This is a genomic window from Proteiniphilum sp. (assembly GCF_040307845.1).
Taxonomy (GTDB): Bacteria; Bacteroidota; Bacteroidia; order Bacteroidales; family Dysgonomonadaceae; genus Proteiniphilum.
In genome coordinates, this window is record NZ_JAWRIS010000062.1 from 199,901 (window position 1) to 219,230 (window position 19,330).

The 19,330-nt window shown below is 46.7% G+C and carries 16 protein-coding genes and 1 pseudogene; 5 read left to right on the forward strand and 12 right to left on the reverse strand.

Features of this window, described 5'->3' with window-relative positions; all coding sequences use genetic code 11:
• Positions 1-459 precede the first annotated feature (459 nt).
• Complete coding sequence (gene dapA / locus ABV001_RS16545) at positions 460-1,347, reverse strand: 4-hydroxy-tetrahydrodipicolinate synthase (RefSeq protein ID WP_352423821.1); 888 nt, start codon at positions 1,345-1,347, stop codon at positions 460-462.
• A 381-nt stretch (positions 1,348-1,728) separates the two neighbouring features.
• On the opposite strand from dapA, the gene hydG reads away from it, so the two are divergent.
• Together hydG and hydF are read left to right on the forward strand one after the other, a co-directional pair.
• A complete protein-coding gene (gene hydG / locus ABV001_RS16550) occupies positions 1,729-3,150 on the forward strand; it encodes a [FeFe] hydrogenase H-cluster radical SAM maturase HydG (protein ID WP_352423822.1) in 1,422 nt (473 codons plus the stop codon).
• Positions 3,151-3,152: 2 nt separating this feature from the next.
• Entirely contained in the window at positions 3,153-4,376 is a 1,224-nt protein-coding gene (hydF, locus tag ABV001_RS16555) for a [FeFe] hydrogenase H-cluster maturation GTPase HydF (RefSeq protein ID WP_352423823.1), read from the forward strand.
• A gap of 32 nt (positions 4,377-4,408) precedes the next feature.
• Here the strand turns inward: hydF and ABV001_RS16560 are convergent, their stop codons facing one another.
• The 10 genes from ABV001_RS16560 to ABV001_RS16605 all read right to left on the reverse strand — a co-directional run bounded on the left by ABV001_RS16560 (position 4,409) and on the right by ABV001_RS16605 (position 13,959).
• A complete protein-coding gene (locus ABV001_RS16560; protein WP_352423893.1) occupies positions 4,409-4,918 on the reverse strand; it encodes an NADH-quinone oxidoreductase subunit NuoE family protein in 510 nt (169 codons plus the stop codon).
• A gap of 142 nt (positions 4,919-5,060) precedes the next feature.
• A complete protein-coding gene (locus ABV001_RS16565; protein ID WP_352423824.1) occupies positions 5,061-6,830 on the reverse strand; it encodes an NADH-dependent [FeFe] hydrogenase, group A6 in 1,770 nt (589 codons plus the stop codon).
• Between the two features lie 327 nt (positions 6,831-7,157).
• Complete coding sequence (locus ABV001_RS16570) at positions 7,158-8,981, reverse strand: NADH-ubiquinone oxidoreductase-F iron-sulfur binding region domain-containing protein (RefSeq protein ID WP_352423825.1); 1,824 nt, start codon at positions 8,979-8,981, stop codon at positions 7,158-7,160.
• Positions 8,982-8,991: 10 nt separating this feature from the next.
• Positions 8,992-9,381, reverse strand: coding sequence for a (2Fe-2S) ferredoxin domain-containing protein (locus ABV001_RS16575; protein WP_352423826.1), 390 nt, complete (start codon positions 9,379-9,381; stop codon positions 8,992-8,994).
• Positions 9,382-9,637: 256 nt separating this feature from the next.
• Positions 9,638-10,204: an ATP-binding protein gene (locus ABV001_RS16580; protein WP_352423827.1), complete on the reverse strand. Its 567-nt coding sequence runs from the start codon at positions 10,202-10,204 to the stop codon at positions 9,638-9,640.
• Positions 10,197-10,916, reverse strand: coding sequence for a PHP domain-containing protein (locus tag ABV001_RS16585; RefSeq protein ID WP_352423828.1), 720 nt, complete (start codon positions 10,914-10,916; stop codon positions 10,197-10,199). The genes ABV001_RS16580 and ABV001_RS16585 overlap by 8 nt, the downstream gene beginning before the upstream one ends.
• Before the next feature lie 237 nt (positions 10,917-11,153).
• Positions 11,154-11,492: a DRTGG domain-containing protein gene (locus ABV001_RS16590; RefSeq protein WP_352423829.1), complete on the reverse strand. Its 339-nt coding sequence runs from the start codon at positions 11,490-11,492 to the stop codon at positions 11,154-11,156.
• A 69-nt stretch (positions 11,493-11,561) separates the two neighbouring features.
• Entirely contained in the window at positions 11,562-12,923 is a 1,362-nt protein-coding gene (locus ABV001_RS16595) for a [Fe-Fe] hydrogenase large subunit C-terminal domain-containing protein (RefSeq protein WP_352423830.1), read from the reverse strand.
• Positions 12,924-13,007: 84 nt separating this feature from the next.
• Positions 13,008-13,418 (reverse strand): ATP-binding protein, encoded by a 411-nt coding sequence (locus ABV001_RS16600; RefSeq protein WP_352423831.1) that lies wholly within the window; start codon positions 13,416-13,418, stop codon positions 13,008-13,010.
• Between the two features lie 196 nt (positions 13,419-13,614).
• Positions 13,615-13,959 carry a DRTGG domain-containing protein gene (locus ABV001_RS16605; protein ID WP_352423832.1) on the reverse strand — a complete coding sequence of 115 codons (345 nt, stop codon included), beginning with the start codon at positions 13,957-13,959 and terminating at the stop codon, positions 13,615-13,617.
• A gap of 374 nt (positions 13,960-14,333) precedes the next feature.
• On the opposite strand from ABV001_RS16605, the pseudogene lysS reads away from it, so the two are divergent.
• The 3 genes and pseudogenes from lysS to ABV001_RS16620 form a co-directional block, all read left to right on the forward strand.
• A pseudogene (lysS, locus tag ABV001_RS16610) lies at positions 14,334-15,854 on the forward strand (lysine--tRNA ligase); the annotation flags it as partial.
• 26 nt (positions 15,855-15,880) lie between these two features.
• A complete protein-coding gene (locus ABV001_RS16615) occupies positions 15,881-16,876 on the forward strand; it encodes an NAD(P)H-dependent glycerol-3-phosphate dehydrogenase (RefSeq protein ID WP_352423833.1) in 996 nt (331 codons plus the stop codon).
• 171 nt (positions 16,877-17,047) lie between these two features.
• Entirely contained in the window at positions 17,048-18,397 is a 1,350-nt protein-coding gene (locus tag ABV001_RS16620; RefSeq protein ID WP_352423834.1) for a glucose-6-phosphate isomerase, read from the forward strand.
• Positions 18,398-18,465: 68 nt separating this feature from the next.
• On the opposite strand, the gene ABV001_RS16625 is transcribed toward ABV001_RS16620, so the two are convergent.
• Positions 18,466-19,248, reverse strand: coding sequence for a DeoR/GlpR family DNA-binding transcription regulator (locus tag ABV001_RS16625; protein ID WP_352423835.1), 783 nt, complete (start codon positions 19,246-19,248; stop codon positions 18,466-18,468).
• Positions 19,249-19,330: the final 82 nt, after the last annotated feature.

Genomic DNA, 19,330 nt, shown 5'->3' on the forward strand with positions numbered 1-19,330 from the left:
AATTGCATTTACTATAATAGTTCTCTATCTATACCTACATTTACCAAAAACACAAACAACCCAAAATAACAAAGAAGCGTCATTTAGATTATATTACTATGACGAGAAAAAAATAAGGTAAAATATACAAATTCAGCCCACATCATCTAGAAGAAGAGTTACGAAAGGATGCAGAGATAAAATTTATATTAATTTTACCAATAAACACAAACATATATTATCTATCTACAATATTATACCCTATTATTCTTTCAAAAAGAAGAAATATTCTGCGAATATAATTTAAATAGATTAATCTAATAATATATCGACCGTTAAAATTATATTTTTTAACTAAAACATAACACAATTTACCCACAAAAGGCAAAAACAGAGACAGGTTAAATAAAAAAGACTCCTCCGGTGGTTATCCATACCGGAGGAGTCTCCCTATAAAAATCTGTTTTATGTAGATGAAAATCAACTGAATCTGACTAGTTCCTTCTTTATCTCCAGGAGCGTATTTTCACTCACTGGCACCAATGGGAGTCGAAGTTCGTTGTGGATCATACCCTTTAAAGAGAGCAGGCATTTCACACCCGCGGGATTACCTTCCACAAACATGAGATGGAATAGTGTATCAAAATCGGCATTCATCTTACGACGTGCCTCCGCGATGTTGCCTTCAAGGGCATTCTTTACCAACCACACCATTTCACGCGGAAAAGCATTCGCAAATACCGATATCACCCCTATCCCGCCAAGCGCAATAACGTCGGTGGTAATGGCATCATCACCGGAAATAACATGAAATCCTTCCGGAGCCTTGTCTATAATTGATTTGATTTGGCCAAGGTCGCCTGAAGCTTCTTTTATGGCGACAATATTGTCGCAATCGCTTGCCAAACGCAGCGTGGTTTCGGCAGTCATATTCACCCCCGTCCTGCCGGGCACGTTATAGAGTATGAGAGGTAACGACGAGGCCTGCGACAAAGCACAGTAATGCCGGTACAGCCCTTCCTGGGTGGGTTTATTATAATAAGGCGTGACCGAGAGAATGGCGCTTATCCCTGAAAAATCACTGTTCTTCAGGTCACTGGCAAGATCGGCGGTATTGTTTCCGCCCAACCCCATCACTACCGGAATTTTGCCACCTACCTCTTCCACGATAAACCGAACTACATCATCCTTCTCCTTCTTTGAAAGCGTAGGAGTTTCGGCCGTGGTACCCAAAGCCACAATATAATCTGTATCACTCTCCAAATGGAATCGCACCAACCGGGAAAGCGCTTCGAAATCTACGGAATTATCCTCTTTGAAAGGAGTGATCAAGGCCACCCCCAAGCCTCTCAAATCAACTTTTGACATGAATTGGTCGTTTTTTCCAGCAGTTTATTCACGGAATACTTATTTGAAGAACAAATTGATTCCGGCCCACAAAGGTATATATTTTTAATGAAGTTGAAAATTTTATGTCTACGGACATCCTATATTTTCAATATTTTGCGTGGCGTATCACTTATACTTTAGCTATACTTCACTCATACTTCACTCATACTTTACTCGTACCTTGTTCGTACCTTGTTCGGATAAATAAGAGTGAAGTAAGAACAAGATAAGAGTAAGACAAAGATATGGTAAGTGTAAAACAGGAACAAAGTACGAACAAAATAAATTTCAAATAGTTTCATGAAAGCGCAATAATAGTGCTATCTTTGTGATGGAGTTTGAATTAAAAAATTGGACATCATGCGATTTAACCCTGAAATATACCGCATCTCGGACATTCCCATGCAGCCGTTTATCGACGAGGATGAGATATGGGATTATCTGAATAACAGCCCTTCCTCACCCGCAAAAATCCGGCAGATCGTTGACAAGTCGCTTTCAAAGAACCGCCTGAACCTGGAAGAAACAGCGACCCTCATCAATGCAGATGACGAGGAATCGATAAGGATTATCAAAGAAGGCGCCAAAGCGCTCAAGACAAAAATATACGGCAACCGGATCGTGCTGTTTGCCCCGCTATATGTGGGCAATAAATGTGCCAATGACTGCAGTTATTGTGGTTTCAGGGTGTCGAACAGGGAACAGGTAAGAAAAACACTTTCACGGGATGAACTGGTCAAAGAAATCGAAGCCCTGGAAGACAATGGACAGAAGAGGCTGATACTGGTCTTCGGCGAACATGCCGAATATGATCCCGCCTTCATTGCTGCGACGGTGAAGACGGCCTATAGCGTAAAGAAAGGACACGGAGAGATCAGACGGGTGAATATCAATGCAGCCCCCCTGGATATAGAAGGATTCCGTGCGGTAAAAGAAGCCGGGATCGGCACCTATCAGGTGTTTCAGGAGACTTATCACCGGCAAGCGTACAAACACTATCACTTATGGGGGAAGAAATCCGATTATGATTACCGGCTCACTTCACTCGACCGGGCGCAGGAAGCCGGTTTGGACGATGTGGGTATCGGTGCGCTGATTGGCCTTTATGATTGGCGCTTCGAGGTGATGGGGCTGGTACGCCATACCAACCATCTGGAAGCGTGCTACAACGTGGGTCCACACACCATCTCCTTTCCGAGGATCAAAGACGCGTCGATGTCCAACATAGGGGATCGCTATTTCACATCCGATGAAGAATTCGCCCGGCTGGTAGCTATCCTGCGACTGGCAGTGCCCTATACCGGGATGATCCTTACCGCCCGTGAACCGCCCAAGCTGCGCAACGAACTGATTCAATACGGGGTATCGCAAATTGACGGCGGAACAAAAATAGAGCTGGGCAGCTATGTTTCCCGGCAAAAGAATCTCGACCTGAACAGGAGCCAGTTCCATATCAACGATGAGCGCTCACTCAATGAGGTTGTTGACGAATTGCTGCAACAGGGGATGCTTCCCTCGTTCTGCACGGCCTGCTACCGCCTCGGCAGGACCGGCGAACATTTCATGGAGTTCTCCGTCCCCGGCTTTATCAAACGGTTCTGCACTCCCAACGCCATACTCACGCTGGCGGAGTATCTGGAGGATTATGCCCCCGCGGCAACCGCACAAAAGGGTTGGGAAGTGATAGGGAAAAATATGGGAGAACTGGATGAAAAGATGCAGGATGAGGTAAGGGAAAAGATTGACAGGATCAAACAGGGAGAACGGGACCTTTACCGGTAGTTATGAGTATAAACAGTTTACATATAGGCATATTCGGCCGTAGGAATACAGGGAAGAGTTCGCTGATCAACATGCTCACCGGACAAGATATCTCTATTGTTTCCAACTTCCCGGGAACGACAACCGATCCTGTGAAAAAATCGGTGGAGATATCCGATATCGGGCCGGCCATACTGATCGATACTGCCGGGATAGATGACCTGGGAGAAATCGGGAATAAAAAAATCCGGAAATCGCAGGAAGTCATCATGAAGGTCGATTGCGCCATCCTGCTGATTGCCGGCAACCAGTTCGGCGATTATGAGATGCAATTGATCGAACAATGCATAAAGAATGATGTCCCTTATCTTTTAGCCCATAACAAAAACGATATCGACAAAATTGCTGCCATTACCGTAAGTGCTATCCACCAGCATTCCAATGCGGAAATCATCGATTTCAGTACCATCAATCCGGAAGACAAAGAGAGACTGATCAGCGCACTAAAACGGATCGTACCTCCAACCGCTTTCCAAAAGAGTTCGCTTATCGGCGACCTGGTACAGCCAAAAGACGTGGTACTGCTCATCACTCCTATCGATAGTGAAGCCCCGGAGGGACGGATGATATTGCCGCAGAACCAAACCATCCGCGATGCGCTGGACAACCGGTGCATTACCGTAGTAGTACGGGAAAATGAAATCGCCGATTTTTTAGCGTTAGGCGTCAGACCTGCTTTAGCGATTACCGACAGTTCTGCGTTCGGAATAGTAGCCGAAGTGCTTCCGGAAGATATCCCCCTGACCAGTTTCAGTATCCTTTTCGCCCGTATGAAAGGTAATTTCTCGGCTTTCCTGGAAGGAACACCCCACATCTCACGCCTCAAGGACGGCGACCGGATACTGTTGCTGGAGAGTTGCACACACCAGACCAGTTGTGATGATATCGGCAGGGTGAAGATCCCAAACCTGCTACAGCAATTCACCGGAAAGGAGTTGAATTTCACGGTCGTTTCAGGGTTATCGGAGCTCCCTCCGAAAACAGGGGATTTCTCCCTCGTCATCCAATGCGGAGGCTGCATGGTGACCCGCAAACAGTTAACAAGCCGACTCCGTCCGTTTATCGATCGGGGCATCCCGGTAACCAACTATGGAATGGTGTTGGCATATATACATGGTATCTTTAGAAGAGCATCCAAAATGCTCGAAAGAAAACCTGTCAACTTATCCCTATTCCCGGATGATTGAAAGAGCTAACCCGTTTGCGGAAAGAAATACCGCTACTTTTTATACTCGGCAATGATTGTTTTCACACCATCGGGCGATACCCGCCCATACACCTTCTCGCCGACTAACGCCACCGGTGCCAGGCCGCAGGCACCCACACAACGAAGGCAGTTGATGGAGAATCGACCGTCGGGGGCAGTCTCTCCGACTTCCACCCCCAATTCTTTCCTGAATTCATCCAATACCCTTTCAGCTCCACGGACATAACAGGCCGTACCGGTACAGACAGAGACAGGATGCTCTCCCTTGGGAATCATCGTGAAGAAAGTATAGAAGGTCACCACCCCATACACCTGCGCCACAGACAGGTGCAGGTTGTGCGCCACTATATCCTGCACTTCTGCCGGTATATAACCGAATGTATGCTGTACTTCGTGCAGCACATTGATCAGTTCCCCGGGATCATTGCCGAAGTCATTACAAATATCGTTGATCTTGTCAATCTTCTCCTTCGGAAGATTCACTCTTACCTCCACACCATCGCTGCCGGTCACCTTCTCCATATAATCAAACACCGTAGACGCTATATTTATTTTCTGGTTCATACTTATGTTGATTTGATTGAATTTAGAACTAAGTCTCCCACTCTCCAAGTCTCCCACCTTTCCACCTTTCCACACTTAACCATCTTTCCACCTCATCATATCACATCAAGTTAAAAGTCACCTCGTTGCTTTTCGGAAAATACTCGGTATGAAGCAGATGGTGTGCTTTATGGCTTCCGGGATTACCCAAATATTCATCATAAAGCCTGATGATAGAAGGGTTTTCATGTGACTTACGAATCACCTTACGCTCATCTTCAGTATAGATTGCGGCGATCCTTTTGCTCAGGATCTCACTGTCACCATGATGATAGGGTTGTCCGCCTCCTCCGATACATCCTCCCGGGCAGGCCATGATTTCAATTGCGTGATACTGCGATTTACCGGCTCTCACATCATTCAACAACTTGCGGGCATTTCCCAGGCCGTGCGCTATGCCTATATTCAGCTTCAATCCGTCGAAGTCGACCGTGGCAGAACGGATACCCTCCATACCCCGCAGCGCATGAAAATCAACTCTCTCCAATCTCTTACCAGTATATAGTTCATAGGCAGTACGGCAAGCCGCTTCAATTACGCCTCCGGTATTGCCAAAAATCACGCCTGCTCCGGACGATTCTCCCAGAGGGTCATCAAAATTTCCTTCAGGAAGATGAAGGAAGTCGATATTGGCTTGCTTGATAAAGGCAGCCAGTTCACGGGTAGAGATGGAATAATCCACATCGGGATTACCATCGACCTTGAACTCATCACGCTGGCACTCATATTTCTTTGCCAGGCAAGGCATGATAGAGACTACGATCATATCTTTCCGGTTCACCCCGATCTTTTCCGCGAAATACGACTTGGCAATGGCACCGAACATCTGCTGGGGCGATTTCGCCGTGGAGGGAACATCCAACAGATCGGGGAAATTATGCTCAAAGAAACTCACCCACCCCGGACAGCAGGAGGTAAGGATCGGCAGCCGCACTTCAGGGTCTCCTTCCAGGTGTCGCTGAAGGCGTTGTAACAGTTCGGCACCCTCCTCCATGATAGTCAGGTCGGCGCTGAAATCGGTATCGAATATATAATCGAATCCCAGTTCACGGAGGGCAGATACCATCTTCCCGGTGACCAGCGTGCCGGGTGACAATCCGAATTCCTCTCCCAGGGCGGCACGCACTGCGGGTGCCGTCTGAACCACCACCGTCTTGGCGGGGTCGCTTAGAGCACGGATAATATCGTTGGTGTGATCCACTTCGGTTAATGCTCCGGTCGGACAGACCGAGACACATTGTCCGCAGTAGGTACAGGGCGAGTCTTCGAGGTTCATCTCGAAAGCAGGCGCCACCACCGACATGAAGCCGCGGTTTACTGCCGCAAGAGCGCCTACCGTTTGTACCTCATTGCACATCATCTCGCATCTGCGGCACATAATACATTTGTCCACTTCCCGGATGATGGAAGGGGAAGTATCTTTCCGGTACCGGGACTGCTCCCCTTCATAGGGTTGGCTCCTGATGCCGAACTGTATGGCGAGGCTCTGCAGCTCGCATTGTCCCGATTTGGCGCAGACCAGGCAATCGAACGGATGGTCTGAAATAATCAGCTTCAGTACGGTCGTCCTCGCATTCAACACCCGTATATTGTGGGTATGTACCACCATTCCGTTCTGTGCTTCGGTCATACAGGATGGAGCCAGATTATGGCGTCCTTCTACCTCCACCACGCAAATACGGCATCCGCCGGGCCTGTTCTCAATACCCATGTCGCACAATTCAAAATGGCATAGCGTAGGTATTTCCACGCCTGCTTTCCGGGCTGCCTTCAGGATGGTAGTTCCCTCTTCTGCCTGTACCTTTTTATTATCTATTGTCAGTTCAATCATAATTTCGGTTGTTATTCAATTGTTATTCAATTGTTATTCGGTTGTTATTCAGTTGTTGTTCAGTTGTTGTTCAGTTGTTGTTCGGTTGTTATTCGGTTGTTATTCAGTTGTTATTCGGTTGTTATTCAATTGTTATTCAGTTGTTGTTCAATTGTTGTTCGGTTGTTGTTCGGTTGTTGTTCAGTTGTTATTCGGTTGCAATTGAGTTACGTGCGAAGCACAAATAACAGCGAAGCTGAATAACGCAAAGCGAATAACGGCGAAGCCGAATAACTATAGAATTGGCGAAGCCGAATAACTATAGAATTGGCGAAGCCGAATAACACATTATGCCATTACAGGTACTCTCGGATAATCATTCATCAGGCTGATGGCGTCGAACTGGCATTTCTCCATGCAGGCGCCACACTTGATGCATATCTCCTGATTGATGACATGCACCTCTTTCTTTTCACCGCTGATGGCATGTGTAGGACATACCCTCTTACACGCCATACATCCGATACAATCATTTTCCGATATTACATAATAGAGCAGATCCCGGCATTGTCCCGAACGGCATTTCTTGTCGTGTACATGTTCCAGATATTCATCCATAAAGTTATCGAGTGTGGAGAGTACGGGATTAGGGGATGTCTGCCCCAGTCCGCAAAGCGAAGTATCCTTGATGACACTTCCCAGGTTCCTGAGTTTCTCGATATCCTCCTGCATCCCTTTTCCTGCCGTAATCCTTCCGAGAGTTTCATGTAACCGTTTATTGCCGATACGACAGGGAGCACACTTTCCACAGGATTCCTCCACTATGAAACCGAGGTAAAATTTTGCTACCGATACCATACAGTCATCTTCATCGAGTACGATCATACCGCCCGACCCCATCATGGAGCCGGCTGCGGTCAGACTTTCGTAATCAATCGGTGTGTCAAGATGCTTCTCAGTAAGACAACCGCCCGACGGGCCTCCGGTTTGTACGGCCTTGAATTTTTTCCCGTTCTTGATACCTCCGCCTATTTCATAGATGATCTCCCTGAGCGTGATACCCATGGGAACCTCTATCAGGCCTACATTATTGATCTTACCCGCGAGGGCAAACACCTTCGTGCCCTTGGACCGCTCGGTACCGATAGAGGAAAACCATTCCGCACCCTTTAGTATAATCACGGGGATATTGGCCAAGGTCTCCACATTGTTCACGTTGGTAGGTTTTCCCATATATCCGCTCTGTGCGGGAAATGGCGGCTTGTTGGAAGGTTCGCCCCGTTTCCCTTCCATGGAATGGATCAGCGCGGTCTCTTCCCCACAGACAAATGCGCCGGCACCATACTTTAATGTGATATCGAAGCTGAAACCCGTACCGAAAATATGCTCTCCCAGGAGGCCGCACTCCCTTGCCTGTGCAATGGCGATTTTCAACCGTCTAATGGCCAGCGGATATTCCGCCCGGATGTAGATCAACCCTTTTGTGGCACCTATACAGTAACCACAAATTGCCATCGCTTCGAGAATGGAATGCGGATCGCCTTCCAGGATGGAACGATCCATAAAAGCTCCGGGGTCTCCCTCATCGGCATTACAGACCACATATTTCTGATCCGCATGGTTCCCCGCCGCAATCTCCCATTTCAGCCCCGTAGGAAAACCGGCGCCGCCACGGCCCCGTAATCCCGACCGTTTGACCAGGTCGATAGTTTCACGGGGAGTGTATTCGCCAAGTACTTTTCCCAATGCCTGATAGGCGTCACGGGCAATTGACTCGTCGATATTCTCAGGATCAATGGTACCACAGTTACGCAATGCTACACGCAGTTGTTTCTTATAGAAACCCATGTGCTTTGAGTCGAGGATATGCTCTTCCGTTTCAGGATCGGCATAAAGCAGACGGTACACCCGCCTCCCTTTGATAATATGCTCATCGATGATCTCCCTGGCATCGGAAGGTCCTACCTGCGTATAAAATGTATTGTCGGGCAATATCTTCAGGATAGGCCCTTTTTCACAAAATCCGAAACATCCGGTGCGGATCACCTGCACATCTTCCTCCAAGCCTTTTCTTTCTATTTCATCGCGCAACATTTCATACACCAGATTGCTCTCGGAAGAGTGGCATCCGGTACCTCCACAGACAAGTAAATGCATTTTATAACGGCTCATAAGCGCTGTTTTAGATCGTGTGGTAATTCTGAGGAATGATGCCATCCACCAGTTCTCCCTCTTTAATATATCTCTCAATGATCTCATCGGCCTTGCGGGTATCCACATAGCCGAAGACCATCGCCTCCCTGCCCGGCAGGGTAATCTCTACAGTAGGTTCCGCGAAACAGTATCCCATACATCCTGTCTGGGTGACGACCGCGTCAATCTTTCTTTTATCGAGTTCCTCTACGAAGAACTCCATCACCTCTTTGGCACCCGAAGCAATACCACAAGTGGCCATCGCCACTTTCACCTGAACCAACGATTCAGGATTCTCCGCCCTATTCCTCAGGCTCATGCGAGACATCACTTCTTCCTGTTTCTTTTTCAGATCAGCCAGTGTTTTTATTCCATCCATGTATGTATAATTACCAATTACCAATTACCAATTACTAATTACCAATTATCGCGCGAAGCGCACTATCCGCACAAAGTACGTTATCATTTTATCATCAATTACCTCTTCTTTCCCCCTCTCACAGTCTCACAGTCTCACAATCTCCCAGTCTCACAATCTCCCAGTCTCCCAGCCTCTCCCATCTTTCCACTTATACACTTCTTCACTTAGGCACTTAGGCACTTAACCACTTAGGCACTTAACCACTTAGGCACCTTTACATACACAGAAACCCATGTGAAGCCTGTTTATCGTAGACTCCCCTCAGGTTCTTCCTGATGTATTCCCTCACTGCACCCAGCATCTGAGGATATTGCAATTCAATGCCCTGTTCCTTCAACTCATCGGAATCCAGAAGAAACCCGGCTTCATCTATCCGGCATATAAACCGGAAACGGACTTCGGGATTCGCTCTCAGCAAAAGGGCAAGATACCCTCCCATATCGCCTAACGGCAGGCAGTCGGGATGATCGGTACGATAAACTGCTTCGACGATACTCCCTGCTCCTTCTTCTGAAAACACTTTCAATGTACCTCCTGCCTGCTCACAGGTCATTTTCAGAAAAGGGACTCCCAAACCTATTTTTCGGGTTGTGCGGGTGGAAAAGAAAGGGTCGTCCAATTTTTTCATCGTCTCCCCATCCATACCACAGCCATCATCCTTTATCCGAAACAATAACGTATGATTGGCACTATTCTCTATAATATCTATATCAATCCTCCCAGCGCCGGCGCGAAGAGAATTTTGCACGATATCCATCATATGCATGGCCAGATCAATCATAACGCAAATGAAAAAGTGCCTCCCTGAAACCTTTCCAACTCAGTTCATCCATTTCAAACCGGGTATAGGCACGGGCGATATCCTCCGGATAATGTGCATCTGAACTTTGCAGGAAACTTTTTCCCGCCAGTTCGGGATGTTTTTTGATAAATTCCCCGGGAGTTGTTGCTTTCGAAATTTCAAGTGCTTCATATTCCAAGTCAAAGGGAATAAAACCAAGTTGACTGAGCAAGCTGTTCTTCGGCCGATCAATATGTGCCGGCACAAAAATTCCCCCCAACCGATGTACCTGCCCCGCGACACCCTCTATTCCATCTTCTATACTCATAAACAGAGACCGTTCTTCTTCATAGACAATATTGTCGTTTTCATCCACCGCTACCTGGTATCCAAAACGACCGGGATCATTTTTTAAATGGGTCATCCGTTCATCCAGATAGGATTGAAACGCTTCCACGGCGTGCAGGTGCGGAAAGTAACAGAGCGTATGCACCTCTTCCCATGTATTCACCTCACATCCGGGAATCACATACACACCTTCTCGTTCGCCTAACGCCATACATACCCGTACATTCCACGTGCTATTATGATCGGTGATCGCGATCATCTGTAATCCCTTCTCCTTCGCGATACGGATAATATTGCGCGGACTCATATCCAGATCTCCACAGGGAGAAAGACAGGTATGTATATGTAGATCAGCGTTTATCATCTCAATATTATCGCTATTCGGATTCGCCAATTCTATTGTTATTCGGATTCACCAATCCTATTGTTATTCGGCTTCGCCGTTATTCGCACTTCGTGCGTTATTCAATAGTTATTCCCCGCTTTGCGGGGTTATTCGTGCTTCGCACGCAGTTCCAGAATTACAACTGAATTACAATCCAATTACTACCGAATTACTACCGAATTACCACCGAATTACCACCGAATAACTGCCGAATAACTACCGAATAACCTGATATAATTCTCCGGCAGTTTCGAAGGCCGGTTTCTTCGATGCCAGGATGACCACCTCTTCTGATTTGGCCAGATCCACCACTTCGGGATCGACTTTCCGTTCATTGACCACTATAATGGCACTCAGTTCTTTCAACGAAGCGACCGCTACGATATTCTTATGAACCTGCGAGGTGATCCACAGCATACCAGGTTGCGCCTTGCCCATTACATCACTTAACAAATCGGACACATAGGCACCCTCCACAATTCTATCAAGCTTTGTTTCGCAGGACAGACAATCGTAGTTCAATTTTTCTTTCAGGTTTTTCAAACTGATTTTCATGCGACTATTGTATTTTTTATATTTCCACCTTTTCCACCTTTCCACTTAATCACTCAGGCACCTTCCCCTTCACTTTTCCACGTATTTATCAAGCCTTCCTTTCCCCCATATCTTCTCTATGACTACAAAGGCCTGATCAGGACTCAGTTTGTAATTCTTTTCCATCACACGCTGTACAAAAACACAGTGTGAGATACTGGCCATGTCCTTCACAATGTCCTCCGCAAGGTTCCTGCAACTTGGCGCGCCACAGGCTCCACAATCGAAGCCGGGAAGATAGGTCTTCAGCCTTTCTATGCGTTGCAGCTTAATAAGCGCTTTTTCCATATCCTCGTCCAGCAGCAGGCCATCGCGCGGATAGACAGGATCGACACCCGACAGTGTATGAAGCGTTTCCCCGTATTCCATCAATGGGTTTCTCACCCTACCACCGTCAGCATCTTTCAGTTTTTGTAATCTCTTCTGTCGATACTCCAACCGTTCCACCGCCAGAAATCTGTTCCCGGGACAAAGAATACCCCCCGCGCATCCCTGGTCGCAGGCACGCACCTCCAGAAAATCGATATCGGAGATGTGTCCCGATTCGAGCTTTTCCAAAAATTCGATCACATTATCCATCCCGTCGATGGCAAGGTTTCTCCCGGGGAAATATTTTTTTTCGGTTCCCGATAACGACCAATTGACGGAATCGGGACTCATATTGGCGAAGGTTTTGTGTAACCCCGGTTTTTTCGTTTCGTATAAGATCTTGGATGCTTTATTGTAGATCTCCGTCATATTGACGGTGGCGTCGATAGGCGATTTTGCCTCCCCCACCGGTGCACGGGCCGCCACAATTTTCGCGGCACAGGGAGTAATATAATAAATGGATAACTTTTCCGGATTGAGACCCTCTTTCTCTTTTGATCTCCGGAGATAAAGCGCGGCAATGTCATGGGGCGCTTTCAACTGCATGATCTGCCCGACAAGTGAAGGATACTGCACCTGGATAAGCCGTACGACTGCAGGACAGTAGGAACTGATAAGCGGGCACGAGGGATTTTCCTTCGCCACGGACTGGTAGGCTACCTTCATGAAATCCACAGCTTGCTCTACTTCGAATACTTCATCGAACCCAACCTGTCTCACGGCATCCAGCACCTGTGTGGCAGAGTATTCCGAAGGGAACTGGCCGATAAAAACGGAAGGTATCAGGGCAATCCTGTAGTTGTCCGGAGGAAGCGTGACGAATCCATCATCTTTTGCATAGATGGCCCGCTGCGGACAGACACGAAAACATTCGCCGCAATCAACACACCTTGCTGGTTGTATCTGTGCATACCCGTCCACAATGCGGATAGCCCGTGTGGAACATACACGCATACAATGCGAACACCCGATACATCTGTCCGGATCAATCTGTATGGAATGTGTATAGTTCCGATCTTTCATTAGAATAAAGAATAAAGAATAAAGAGCAAAGAATAAAGACTGTCAATTCTCTTCGGATTATCTCAGGAACAGGGAAAAACCCTGTCAAATATTCACTTTTAATTCCAATCGGGTTCCCTTGCCGGGGGTGGAGGTAAGTGTCATCTCATCACTGTTTTTTTTGATGTTAGGTAATCCCATTCCCGCTCCGAATCCCATCTGGCGAACCTCTTCCGTGGCCGTGGAGAACCCTTCCTCCATGGCTTTTTCAATATCTTCAATACCGGGGCCTTCATCATCCACCACCACATAGATACAAGACGGTTGAATATCCACGCTCATGGTACCCCGGTAAGCATGAGCCACTACGTTCATCTCCGCCTCATAAAGCGCTATCGCGATCCTTCGTAACAGGAGCGGGGAAATATTGAACTGCTTCAATGTTTTTTTCACCCCCGAGCTTGCGCTCCCCCCTACGCTGAAATCACCCCCTTCTATTTGGTACTCAATCTTCATTCAAATCAACCAACTATCTCACTTTTTCCACTCTCCCACTCTCCCAGTCTCCCCAGTCTCCCCAGTCTCCCAGTCTCCCGCTCTCCCTGTGTCTCCGAGTTCCTCCTTTCCACCTTTCGCTTCGCGCAATCTGCTACCGCTCGGCAAACTTAAGTAAACTTACTTTGCCCTCACTTACTCGCAGACTTCCACCTTCTCACCCCACAACCGGTTGCAATCCGTTCTGATACAGCCTGCCGGCAATCTCGAACACAGTCAATCCGGATTCAATGATCGCTATATTGTTTTCTTTTGCCAGTTGAAGCATTTCACCCGATACCCGTTTACCACGAGCAAAAATAATACAGGAAATATTAGAGATCTCCGCAGTACGAATCACCTGAAGGGCACATAATCCGGTTATAAGGAGAGTATTTTCCATATAATAACGCAGCACATCGCTCATCAGGTCCGAGGCAAAAGCGCTTACGTATCGGTGAAAGGAATCCTGAGCAAAAAGGAGTTCCCCACTTACTATTTCATTTATCCGATCAACATTCATCTTCACATGGCGCAAGGAATTAACAAAATGTCACCCTATTCAAGCATCAGCCTCTATCCGCACAGAATAAATAATCATAATGCTCTAATAAGATTACAAACATAACAAATAATATGCAATTACAGAAATTTTTCCTTATTTATTTGCGGTAAATTCCCAAACCTTGTACAATCTGCATAATACGCCTGATAATCTATTATTTGATTCGATTATTCAATATCATTATCTATGGTATGATTATTTATGAATTATTTTGTACTTTTGCAGCCAAAGAGCCATTATCTATCCACACATACTATGGGACAATTTATTTTACCCTGTGTGAATAGAATATATTCGTTTAAGAGAATAATGGCTGAGAAAAAATCCTATTTATGCATAATTCAGAACTGAGCGAACAGGAAGTCATACGCCGGCAAAGCCTGGAAGAGTTAAGAGCGTTAGGAGTGGAACCGTATCCCGCCGCTTTGTATAATGTAAACGCCTATTCTACTGATATAAAATCCGAATTTAGCGACGATGCCGAGCGACGTCCGGTAAGCATTGCCGGAAGGATCATGAGCCGACGAATCATGGGAAAAGCCTCCTTTATCGAATTGATGGACTCCAAAGGGCGCATACAGGTTTACATAACCCGTGACGATATTTGCCCCGATGAAGATAAAGAGCTTTATAATATTGTTTTCAAAAAACTGACTGACATCGGTGATTTCATAGGCATCGAAGGTTTCGTCTTCCGTACCAAAACCGGAGAGATCTCCGTACACGCAGAAAAATTCACCTTGCTATCAAAATCATTGAGGCCGTTGCCAGTCGTGAAGATGAAAGACGGTGTGGCATACGATAAATTCTCCGATCCCGAATTGCGCTATCGACGGCGGTATGTGGACCTGCTGGTAAATGAGGACATAAAAGATATTTTTGTAAAGCGTACCCGCATCTTCGACGCGATGCGGGAGTTTTTCAATGGGTATGGCTACCTTGAGGTGGACACGCCCGTGCTGCAAAATATCCCCGGTGGGGCGGCTGCACGACCATTCATCACGCATATGAACGCGCTCGACATCGAACTATACCTCCGGATTGCCAATGAACTCTACCTGAAACGGTTGATCGTAGGTGGATTTGAAGGCGTTTACGAATTCTCGCGCAACTTCCGCAATGAAGGGATGGACCGTACGCACAATCCCGAATTCACGGTAATGGAGATATACGTCGCTTATAAAGATTATAAGTGGATGATGGAATTTACCGAGCAGATGCTGGAGCATGTTGCGATGAAAGTACTCGGGACAACAAAAACAAAAGTGGGTGATAATGAGATCGATTTTAAAGCACCCTACCGAAGGGTGACGATGATCGACGCTATTATGGAACATACCGGTATCGACATCAGCGGGATGGACGAGAACCAACTGCGGGATGTATGCAAACAACTGGGTGTGGAGCAGGACAAGACGATGGGTAAAGGGAAACTGATCGATGAGATCTTCGGTGAAAAAGCGGAGGGTAAATATATCCAACCCACCTTCATCATCGACTATCCCATCGAGATGTCGCCTCTCTGCAAGCGACACCGTGAAAATCCCGAACTGACCGAGCGATTCGAATTGATGGTCAACGGGAAAGAGCTGACCAACGCCTATACGGAACTGAACGACCCGGTCGACCAGCGCAAACGGTTTGAAGAGCAACTCCGCCTTTCCGAAAAGGGAGATGACGAAGCGATGTTCATCGACCAGGATTTCCTCCGCGCATTGGAATATGGCATGCCCCCCACTTCAGGGATGGGGATCGGCATGGACAGGCTTGCCATGCTGCTCACGGGACAGACCACCATTCAGGAAGTGCTTCTTTTCCCAATGATGCGTCCGGAAAAAACGACCAAAAAGGACGATGTACCACAAGACACTGATATATAATGGATTCTATCGGAAAAATCTGCATCCTTGGCGGCGGCACATGGGGAACGGCGCTGGCAAAAATCGTGCTGATAAACCAAAAAAGCATGAATTGGTTCATCCGGCGGGACGATCAGATAGAGGGATTCTATAAGTTAGGACACAATCCCAGCTACCTGACCAATGTGAAATTCAATCTGGCACAGATCACCTTCTATTCTAACATGGAAAAAGCGATCAAGGAGTCGGACACGATTATCATTGCCATTCCCTCTCCCTATGTGAAACAATATTTCCGCCGCATCTGGAACAACACGTTCAAGGGTAAATTCATGATATCGGCGCTAAAAGGGATTATTCCGAACGACAACATGGTGATGAGCGAGTTCCTTGCCGACAACTTCAAGATCCCCCTTGAAAACATAGGGGTGCTCTCAGGCCCTTGTCACGCTGAAGAGGTGGCATTAGAGCGGCTCTCATTCCTGACCGTGGCCAGTAAGGACCAGGAAAAAGCGAAACTGCTTTCGGACGCGATCAATTCAAGGTTGCTTAAAGCAGGCGTGTCGGATGATGTGGTAGGCATTGAGCTGGCTGCCGTACTGAAAAATATTTACGCTATAGCAGCGGGTATCTGCCAGGGGTTGCTTTATGGCGACAACTTTCAGGCAGTACTCATGAGCAATTGCGCAAAGGAGATGTCGCGCTTCCTCGACGGTGTGGTACCCATAGAACGCAATATCACCGAACAGCACTATCTGGGAGATATGCTGGTGACCGGTTACTCTCAGTTCAGCAGGAACAGGACGCTTGGGGCAATGATCGGGAAAGGTTATTCTGTGAAGTCGGCGCAACTCGAAATGGAAATGATTGCCGAAGGATATTACGGGGCAAAATGCATCTATGAATTGAATAGCCGTTTTAATATCAACATACCCATCGCCGAAACGGTCTATCAGATTCTTTATGAGAAAATCGCCCCACAGAAAGCAATCAAGAAGTTGATCGACTTCTTTTAAAAGATGGAAATCTGCGAGTAAGTGAGGGCAAAGTAAGTTTACTTAAGTTTGCCGAACGAAAGCAGATTGTGCGAAGCGAAAAGTGCCTGAGTGGTCAAGTGCAGTAAAAAAGCCATTAGCAATATAAATCAGATAATTGGTAATTAGTAATTAATAATTGGTAATTAATATATGGATACGATTCAATTACAGATCAAAGATCTCTCCGGATTCATTTCGGAAGAAGACATTCTGAAACAGTCTGCACAGGCAGCAGCCTGCAACCAGGCGCTCCATGACGGCTCACGTGAAGGCAACGATTTCCTGGGTTGGGTAACCCTCCCTTCTTCGATTACAGATCAGGTATTGAGGGAAATAGAAGATGCAGCTACAGTACTTCGCACGCACTGTGATGTTGTGGTGGTAGTCGGTATTGGCGGCAGTTATCTCGGTGCACGCGCGGTGATCGATGCACTCTCCTCCTCGTTCGATTGGTTGCAGGACAAGAAAGACCGCAAAAATCCGGTGATCCTGTATGCCGGAAATAATATCAGCGAGGATTACCTTTGCGAACTGACGAGCTATCTCAATGACAAACAGTTCGGCATCATCAATATCTCCAAATCGGGCACGACCACTGAACCTGCCATCGCCTTCCGGCTGCTGAAAGAGCAACTGGAAGATAGAGTAGGGAAAGAAGAAGCCAGAAAACGGATCGTGGCAATCACCGACGCGTCGAAAGGCGCACTCCGTACTCTGGCGGACACCGAAGGATACAAAACATTCGTCATCCCCGACAATGTGGGGGGACGTTACTCCGTACTCACTCCGGTAGGTTTGCTTCCTATTGCCGTGGCAGGGATAGATATCCGCAAACTGGTAGGTGGAGCAGTGGAGATAGAAAAGGCGACAGTACCAGCCACTTCTTTCGATTACAACCTCCCCGCTATCTATGCGGTAATCCGCAATGAACTGTACAAACGGGGCAAGAAGATCGAGATATTAGTGAACTATCACCCCAAACTCCATTTCCTGGCCGAATGGTGGAAACAACTCTACGGCGAAAGCGAAGGGAAAGAAGGCGTAGGGATCTTCCCGGCTGCGGTCGACTTCACTACCGACCTGCACTCCATGGGCCAATGGATACAGGAAGGTGAACGTACCATCTTCGAAACGGTGATAACGATTGGAGAAGCCAACGAGAAAGTACAGATTCCCCATGACGACAGGGACCTTGATGGGTTGAACTATCTGGAGGGAAAACGGGTGGATGAAGTCAACAAGATGGCGGAACTGGGCACCCGTATCGCCCATGTGGACGGTGGCGTTCCCAACCTGACAATAGAAATACCCCAATTGAACGAAAAGTATATCGGACAATTGATCTATTTCTTCGAGAAAGCCTGTGGCATCAGCGGATATCTGCTGGGTATCAACCCGTTCAACCAGCCGGGAGTGGAAGCCTACAAAAAGAACATGTTCGCCCTGCTCGAAAAACCGGGCTACGAAGAAGCGACCAAAGCCATCAAGGCAAGGTTATAACACAGAGTAATTTTTCACAAAAAATAGCAGGGCGGTATCGATTACTGCCCTCTGTTTTTTTCACACTATTAATATGAAGCGATATAAACTTTAATATTCCTACTTGTCAATTCAGATAATATTTTGGAAGGAATATCCTCATCTGTGACAATCGCGTCAATATCTTTCACCTGAGCAATAAATGCAAAACTCCTCTTGTCAAATTTAGAAGAATCAAATACGGCAATACATTCTTTTGCCATAGAGATCATCGTCTGATTGATGTTCGCTTCTTCGAGATTGGGTGTAGAAATACCCTTTTCTATCGAAAAACTATCCACTCCCAAGAAAAGCTTATCGCAATAGCATACCTTTAATACAGATTCTGCCAAAGGGCCAACGGTCGACAGAGAAGACTCTCTCAAGTGACCACCTAGTAGGATAACATTAAATCTATCATATTTAGATACTTCCAGCGCAACATCAATAGCATTTGTCACTATCGTGAGATTTTGGAATTTATGTAGATTTTTAGCAACTTCCATGGCGGTTGTCCCAGAATCTATAATGATAGTCTCATTTTCATTAATCAATGATGCAGCCAGACGTCCAATCGCTCTCTTTTGCTTATAATAAAAAAGCCTTTTAGCCTCTACTCGCGCATCATTACCGTCAGTAGTAGACGGTATACGGATTGCCCCTCCCCGAATCCTGAAAAGCAAGTTGCGTTTCTTTAAAATTTCCAGGTCTTTCCGAAGGGTCACTTCCGACAAACCATATCTCTCACAAAGTTCGGCAATCATCACCCTGTTCTTTTGATTAAGTATCTGAATGATATCCGCTCTTCTCTCATTGGTTGAATAATTCTCCATGACTTTTTTATTTACAAAAGTAATATCTTTTGTCTCACAACGAAACATTTCGAAATATACAACCTGCAATCATACAGTTTCG

What these genes read in the sequence shown, in the direction of transcription:
- dapA (WP_352423821.1), bottom strand. Translation starts at nt 1,347, where the DNA reads ATGTCAAAAGTTGATTTGAGAGGCTTGGGGGTGGCCTTGATCACTCCT.
- hydG (WP_352423822.1), top strand. Translation starts at nt 1,729, where the DNA reads ATGCGATTTAACCCTGAAATATACCGCATCTCGGACATTCCCATGCAG.
- hydF (WP_352423823.1), top strand. Translation starts at nt 3,153, where the DNA reads ATGAGTATAAACAGTTTACATATAGGCATATTCGGCCGTAGGAATACA.
- ABV001_RS16560 (WP_352423893.1), bottom strand. Translation starts at nt 4,918, where the DNA reads ATGGAGAAGGTGACCGGCAGCGATGGTGTGGAGGTAAGAGTGAATCTT.
- ABV001_RS16565 (WP_352423824.1), bottom strand. Translation starts at nt 6,830, where the DNA reads ATGATTGAACTGACAATAGATAATAAAAAGGTACAGGCAGAAGAGGGA.
- ABV001_RS16570 (WP_352423825.1), bottom strand. Translation starts at nt 8,981, where the DNA reads ATGAGCCGTTATAAAATGCATTTACTTGTCTGTGGAGGTACCGGATGC.
- ABV001_RS16575 (WP_352423826.1), bottom strand. Translation starts at nt 9,381, where the DNA reads ATGGATGGAATAAAAACACTGGCTGATCTGAAAAAGAAACAGGAAGAA.
- ABV001_RS16580 (WP_352423827.1), bottom strand. Translation starts at nt 10,204, where the DNA reads ATGATTGATCTGGCCATGCATATGATGGATATCGTGCAAAATTCTCTT.
- ABV001_RS16585 (WP_352423828.1), bottom strand. Translation starts at nt 10,916, where the DNA reads ATGATAAACGCTGATCTACATATACATACCTGTCTTTCTCCCTGTGGA.
- ABV001_RS16590 (WP_352423829.1), bottom strand. Translation starts at nt 11,492, where the DNA reads ATGAAAATCAGTTTGAAAAACCTGAAAGAAAAATTGAACTACGATTGT.
- ABV001_RS16595 (WP_352423830.1), bottom strand. Translation starts at nt 12,923, where the DNA reads ATGAAAGATCGGAACTATACACATTCCATACAGATTGATCCGGACAGA.
- ABV001_RS16600 (WP_352423831.1), bottom strand. Translation starts at nt 13,418, where the DNA reads ATGAAGATTGAGTACCAAATAGAAGGGGGTGATTTCAGCGTAGGGGGG.
- ABV001_RS16605 (WP_352423832.1), bottom strand. Translation starts at nt 13,959, where the DNA reads ATGAATGTTGATCGGATAAATGAAATAGTAAGTGGGGAACTCCTTTTT.
- ABV001_RS16615 (WP_352423833.1), top strand. Translation starts at nt 15,881, where the DNA reads ATGGATTCTATCGGAAAAATCTGCATCCTTGGCGGCGGCACATGGGGA.
- ABV001_RS16620 (WP_352423834.1), top strand. Translation starts at nt 17,048, where the DNA reads ATGGATACGATTCAATTACAGATCAAAGATCTCTCCGGATTCATTTCG.
- ABV001_RS16625 (WP_352423835.1), bottom strand. Translation starts at nt 19,248, where the DNA reads ATGGAGAATTATTCAACCAATGAGAGAAGAGCGGATATCATTCAGATA.